Raw genomic sequence first — 5,775 nt, 5'->3', positions numbered from 1 at the left:
CTAGGAGTCTGGGCGGCAGAATTCCGTGAACCTGTGCCGGAGCGCCGATGCTGGGCGAGCGGACTGTTTTTCGGGCACGGTCGGCATGGCCGGTCGTCTCACGCCCCCGAGAGGGCAGCAGCGGGCGTGTTGTGCGGGGCGGCCTGTGCCCCCATTTCTGTTCAGGCGGGAACCAACGAGGCCATCCGCCGGAGGTTCAGTGCTGCGCAGACGAGTTTCCACTCGGCGCGTACACGCTCAAGGCCGCGCAGGCTGAACTGGCGGAACCCCAGCACGCTCTTGATCCAGCCGTTGGGCGGCTCGGCGATCCACTTGCGCTTGCGATAGGCGGCGCGTCCCGCGGCGGTCTGCATCTTCGCGGCCATGGCCGCGGTGTGCGGCAGCCGCGCGGCATCGATGGCCGCGTGCTGCTTGCCTTCGCGCCCCAAGGCCACAACCAGATCGATCGGCGCATCGCGCAGGTTGTCCTCGCTGCGATAGCCCGCGTCGGCCAGACCCAGCGCGGGCAGCGCGCCCAGGTTCTCCTGGATCGCATCGATCATCGGCAGCAGCCAGTTGGCATCGGGTGCCGTGTTGTCCAGTTCCGCAGCCACGATGATGTGCGCAGCCTCGTCCACCGCCGTCTGCGCGTTGTAGCTGGGGTCGAAGCCGCCGCCGGCGCGCTTCATGATGCGGCTGTCCGGGTCGGTGAAGTTCTCCTGCGCCTTGTCTTCGGGCACGCCGAAGTCGCGCTTGAACCGCGCACCGCGCCGCGGCTTCCCATCCGGCCCCCGGGGACGGCGATCATCATCGTCACTGCGACCACGCTGCGCGTCGGCTTCACGCTGACGCTGTTCCAGCCGCTGGCGCGCCTGCCGGATCGCATCGAGTCGCGCCTCGCGCCGCTCGATCTCGGCCGGGATGTCGAGTTCGGGCTCCTGCGCCTCGGCCTCGTCGGTGGCCTTGGCGCGCGCCAGCAGCGCGTCGATCTGCTTTTTCAGTTCGACCTCGGTGTGCTGCATGCGCGCATAGCTCATGGCCTTGTGGCGGCTCGCGTTGGCCTTGACCTTGGTGCCGTCGATGGCCACCGTGCCCAGCTTGACCAGACCCATCTCGCGCGCCAGGCGCACGACCTGCACGAACAGGTCCGAGAATTCCTGGAGGTGCAGCGCACGGAAATCCCGGATCGTGCGGTGCTTGGGGAAGTTCCCTGCTGCCAGCATCCGGAACGCCAGGTCCTCGTGCAGCCGGCGCTCGATCTTGCGCGAGCTGAACACCCCGGTGGCGTAGCCGTACACCAGAACCTTGACCATCATCGCCGGATGGAAGGGCTGGTTGCGCGCTCCGCCACCCTCATAGCGCGCGTAGAACGCGCTCAGGTCCAGCGTGTCAATCGTGTCGTGGATGAAGTAAGCCAGGTGACCCGGCGGCAGCCACGGCTCATAGGGGCGGTAACTAGTGGGCATGCCGTATTAACGCACGCCCACCGTCCTACGTCGACCTCAACAACCTTCTGCCGCCCACACTCCTAGGCGGCTCGCTGACAGCCAATAAACCAGACACTACTGATTCGACACACAGAACGGCGCAGCCGAGGCCTGCAAGCGCGCGCGCCATCACGAGCAGGAGCGACTCTTGCGCCGAGAGGGTCGGCAAGGAGATTCCCTTGGCCCCCTCTTTCCAGCTGTAGCCGCAGGGCTTGCTGCGGTCGTCGCACTTGTCCATCCATCACAAAACTTGAGGGCGTTCGGATGCATTTCAGCCTTCGACGGGCCGGATCAATGGTTCGCCGACACTCCAAGTTCTTTCAGCTTCGATTCTGCATCGCGTCCATAATCGGACTCCAGGCCAGCGAGGCCTATTGTCTTGCGCAGATACTGCTTAGCAGACTCTGTGTTGATCGCAGTTCCGATTCCAGATGCATAGCAAGTTGCCGTCATGTATGCCGCGGCGGCTACTCCCTGATCAGCTGCCTTCTTGAGGTATGAAAATGCCTCCTGCGGGTTTTTTTCGGTCATGTTGCCGTTGAGTGCAAGCAGGCCCATCTCGTATTGGGATGGTGCATATCCGGAATTGGCCGACTTACGCAGCAACGTAACTCCTCTGGTAATTTTTTTCTGCAGTTCCCGGTCAGATGTGGTGTCCATCTGAGGATCGTCGAACTCGGAGTTGATCAATAACTTTCCGAGCTTGTACTGCGCCGGGGCATACCCTTGATCGGCTGCCTTGCCAAAGAAGTACCGCGACTGCTCGAAATCCTGCGCGACGCCATCGCCATTCTCATATAGCTGCCCCAGCAGGTATTCGGCCTCGAGACTCCCTTGATTGTTCGCCTCTGTCAGCCAAAGAACTGCGATGGATTTCTCGTCATGATCGAACAGGTATTTTGCGTAACGCAGTTGCGCTTCCAACTTTCCTGATTCAGCTTCGTGCTTGAGCACGTCCGCGCTCTCGACAGGTGCAGCTCTTTTTGAATGCCAATTTGACACATCTAGGACATCGGACTGAGCGTCTGCAGCAGCAATCGTGACAAAGAGGGAGAGAGCACAGGCGACACTGCTTACCACGCGCCTGCACGTTCTGGATTGGTACGCCATGATTCGCACTCCTGAAATATTGATGCCATCACTCCACAACGACCTCATTGATCTGGATGGTGGGATTGAGGTTGGTGAAGTTGGACAGGTCAGCCATGATTTGCTGGGCATGCGGACCGAACGCCTGTTCGAAGGCGGGCACCGAATCGAAGTACAAATGCCCCAGCGCCACATAGGTTGGCTTGGAATGCGGTTGCGGCCCGCCCAGCCCGCGCTGCACACTGACGCGACGGCAGGCATCGCCGGTGAGCTTGCGTATTAGGGGAATGTGGATTTCGGTGTAGTACGCCATATCGAACCGGGCGTCGTCCTGGTTCGGGTACATCACGCTGACTTGAATCATGGTTGGACTCCAGAGAGGCTGCGTTTTGGAACATCAAGCAAAGCAATGCGTGCCGTGGGTCACGGCGGCACCGGCGCGTAATGCGGCGGTCACGAGAACCGCTTCGGCAATTTCAGCATCGCTGCACCCGGCCTTGCGGGCGCGGTCGACGTGGATCTGGATGCAATACGGGCATTGCGTCGTGTGCGCCACGGCAAGCGCGATCAATTCCTTGGTATGCACAGACAACGCCCCCGGTGCCATGGCTGCCGCATCAAACGCGGCGAAAGCCTGCATCGCGGCCGGGGCATGCCGACCGAGAGTGTCGAGATGTTTAATTTTGTCCATTGAGTACATGTGTATCTCCTTCACTTGTGGTTGAATAAAACTTGCATCAGTTCCACGCATAGCTTGCCCCCAGCCAGATGCCTCTGGGGGCGCCTGGGGCGACGAACTGGGTGTTCTGCCAGGTGGCGGGATCGCTGCTGAAACTGCGGTTGGCGCCGGTAAATTCGTTCACACCGAGCTGGCCGAAATCGGCGTACACGCGGTTGAACAGGTTGTGGATGGATAGATTCAGGCGCCAGTGCTGGTCCAGCTTGTATTGCGCACCGAGATTGACCACGGCATAGCCCGGCACCCGGCCGTTGTTGTCTTGGTTGTTCTCGTCACCCTGCGCATAGCGCGCGCCGTATGCCACAACTGCGCCATGCAGTTGCAGGCGTTCGCTAGGCTGATATTGAGCAAGTAGCTTGACGCTCCACGTCGGAATATTGGGCAGGCGGTTGCCGGGCTGCACCTGGATGTTGCCGTTGGCGTCGGCGCTGGAGTTGCTCGCGCTGGGCTCCTGAAAGCCGGACTCGTAGGTGGCCACAGTGTGGCTGATGGAGGCCGACCACAGCCAGCGCTCGCTGCCGCTGGTCAGGTCCAGGGTGGCGGTACGGAACAACTCTTGCGGAATGTTGATGAAATAGCCTTGGGTCATGTTCGCCAGGCTGATGAACTGGATGGCATTGTTCAACTGCGTGTGGGTGTATTCGGCATGAACCCGGATCCAACCCAGCTTCCACACCGCGCCGGCCTGCGCGGTGCGCGCGATGACGAGGTGCAGGTCGGGGTCGGCCACCAGCACATTGGGCAGGGTGCAGGGGGCGTCAGGGCTGGCGCAGGTGAGTTCCACAGCCATCGGCACACGCATGCCCTCGGCATAGCGCAGGTAGTACGAGGCCTTGGGGCTGGGATGCAGGTCCAGACCGACGCTGGGGTTGAAGCGGCTGTAGCTGTGGTTGCCACCGAGCGCGCCGCCGAGCCTGTCGGTCATATCGACGTTGGCGCGTTCGTAGCGCCCGCCGGCAGAGAGGTCGAGCCAGGGCGTGGCCGCCAAGCGGTCGGTGAAGTACACGCCGCTGTAGCGGTTGCGCACCCCAAGGCTCACCGGACCTTGGTCGAACGGGCCGACTCCCACGGTGTAGCGCTGCGGCGTGAAGGTGGCGGCCTGCTGGATCTGGGTGAAGTCCACCGACTGGTGGTCCACGCTCATCCCCAGGCTGGCGTGGTTGCCCAGGCCGAACAGTGGGTTGTCGTTATGCAGGGCCAGGCTCAGGCCTCGGCTTTGCTGCTGCAGGCCATTGAGGACGTTGTCGGCCACCGAGTTGCCCAACGTGGTTGTGTTGCCGTCATAGTTGCCATTGACGTTGCTGTTGAAACCGCTCTGGTCGCTGTTGCGCAAATACAGCTGCGCGGCAAGCTGCCAGTGCGGACTCAGGCTCTGGGTGTCGCCGAGGTTGAAAAAATTGAGCTGGTTGTCGATGTTGTCCGGTGCGGTGTAGACGGCCGTGGGGGTGTTCATCCACTGCTTGGGTAGCGTCTGCGAGCCTGCCAGATGGCTTTTGGCGAAGGTGTAGCTGAAGTCCAAGTCGTTACCGTTCGCCCGGCGCGTGACCTTGCCAAACAGACTGCGGTCGCTGCTGGCGGTATAGGGGGCGAAACCGTTCTCATGCTGGTTTTGCACCGCAAAGAAATAGCTCCAGTCGCCCGCATGGGTGCCATAACGTGCCTGCTCGGATGTCTTGCCGAAGCTGCCGAATTCCATGCCGACGTCGCCGCCTGGCGCCGACAGGCCGTCCTCGGTGTGCAGCAACACCGCACCGCCCAGGGTGTTGAGACCGAACACTGGGTCGGTGATGGGCACGAGATGGATGGAGCGTATGGCGTTGGTAGGAATCAGGTCCCAGTTCACCACGTCGCCGAAGGGCTCGTTCACCCGCACCCCGTCCTGAAACACCGACAGGCCCTGCGGTGTGCCCAGCAGCGGCGAGGCGGCGAAGCCGTTGAAGTGCAACGTGGGCTGCAGCGGGTTGCCCTGCTCGTGGGTCAGCGCCACGCCGGGCAGATGCTGCGCCAGCAGTTGCGGGAAATTGGTGGCGGGCTGCTGCTTGAGGGTGTCGTTGTCAATTGCATAGGCATGCTTCGGCGGGGCGCGAAAGCCCTCGGTGCTGCCAGTAAAGACGGTCACGGTTTGCAACTGCACCACGGGCGAAGCGGCCGTCGATACCGGAGCTGATGCAGCAGCCACTAGAACGGGTTGGGCTTCGGCGCTTCCCTGCCATGCCAGTGCCAAGGCGGACAGGGCAAGTATGCGGGTCAGTGCGGCAGGTCGGAGTTTCTGTTCGTGAACCATGGCGTAGTGCTTGGACTCAAAACATGCGTTGGAGTCGACGCGACTGATCGGCACTCCGGAACACAAGGGGGTGTTCGGACGAAGCTACACTCCCGGCTTTCGCCACCGCGGCCTCGACGACCTGATGGACTGGCGATTTCGCACAGACCGGATCCGCCGCGGCAGGATCTCCTGCGAGCATGTACGCTTGGCAACGG

General features: G+C 62.1%; 6 protein-coding genes. 1 reads left to right on the top strand and 5 read right to left on the bottom strand.

Annotated features, from left to right (window positions below):
• Positions 1-161: 161 nt before the first annotated feature.
• The 5 genes from ABT24_RS15520 to ABT24_RS15500 all read right to left on the bottom strand — a co-directional run bounded on the left by ABT24_RS15520 (position 162) and on the right by ABT24_RS15500 (position 5,578).
• Complete coding sequence (locus tag ABT24_RS15520; RefSeq protein ID WP_286738266.1) at positions 162-1,445, bottom strand: IS1182 family transposase; 1,284 nt, start codon at positions 1,443-1,445, stop codon at positions 162-164.
• A 312-nt stretch (positions 1,446-1,757) separates the two neighbouring features.
• Positions 1,758-2,576: a tetratricopeptide repeat protein gene (locus ABT24_RS15515; RefSeq protein ID WP_013104621.1), complete on the bottom strand. Its 819-nt coding sequence runs from the start codon at positions 2,574-2,576 to the stop codon at positions 1,758-1,760.
• A gap of 28 nt (positions 2,577-2,604) precedes the next feature.
• Positions 2,605-2,919, bottom strand: coding sequence for an EthD family reductase (locus ABT24_RS15510; RefSeq protein ID WP_013104620.1), 315 nt, complete (start codon positions 2,917-2,919; stop codon positions 2,605-2,607).
• A 33-nt stretch (positions 2,920-2,952) separates the two neighbouring features.
• Positions 2,953-3,255, bottom strand: a complete 303-nt coding sequence (locus ABT24_RS15505; RefSeq protein ID WP_013104619.1) for a carboxymuconolactone decarboxylase family protein — start codon at positions 3,253-3,255, stop codon at positions 2,953-2,955.
• A gap of 37 nt (positions 3,256-3,292) precedes the next feature.
• Positions 3,293-5,578: a TonB-dependent receptor gene (locus ABT24_RS15500; protein WP_013104618.1), complete on the bottom strand. Its 2,286-nt coding sequence runs from the start codon at positions 5,576-5,578 to the stop codon at positions 3,293-3,295.
• Between the two features lie 10 nt (positions 5,579-5,588).
• Here ABT24_RS15500 and ABT24_RS15630 point away from each other — a divergent pair.
• Positions 5,589-5,775, top strand: a 187-nt coding sequence (locus ABT24_RS15630) for a hypothetical protein (RefSeq protein WP_353743862.1), incomplete at its 3' end; no start/stop codon positions are given.

This window comes from Thiomonas sp. SCN 64-16 (assembly GCF_001725585.1).
In the GTDB taxonomy this organism is placed as follows: domain Bacteria; phylum Pseudomonadota; class Gammaproteobacteria; order Burkholderiales; family Burkholderiaceae_C; genus Thiomonas; species Thiomonas arsenitoxydans.
Note: the sequence above shows the minus strand (reverse complement) of the source record. Positions and strands in the feature narration are given on the sequence as shown.

What these genes read in the sequence shown, in the direction of transcription:
- ABT24_RS15520 (WP_286738266.1), bottom strand. Translation starts at nt 1,445, where the DNA reads ATGCCCACTAGTTACCGCCCCTATGAGCCGTGGCTGCCGCCGGGTCAC.
- ABT24_RS15515 (WP_013104621.1), bottom strand. Translation starts at nt 2,576, where the DNA reads ATGGCGTACCAATCCAGAACGTGCAGGCGCGTGGTAAGCAGTGTCGCC.
- ABT24_RS15510 (WP_013104620.1), bottom strand. Translation starts at nt 2,919, where the DNA reads ATGATTCAAGTCAGCGTGATGTACCCGAACCAGGACGACGCCCGGTTC.
- ABT24_RS15505 (WP_013104619.1), bottom strand. Translation starts at nt 3,255, where the DNA reads ATGTACTCAATGGACAAAATTAAACATCTCGACACTCTCGGTCGGCAT.
- ABT24_RS15500 (WP_013104618.1), bottom strand. Translation starts at nt 5,578, where the DNA reads ATGGTTCACGAACAGAAACTCCGACCTGCCGCACTGACCCGCATACTT.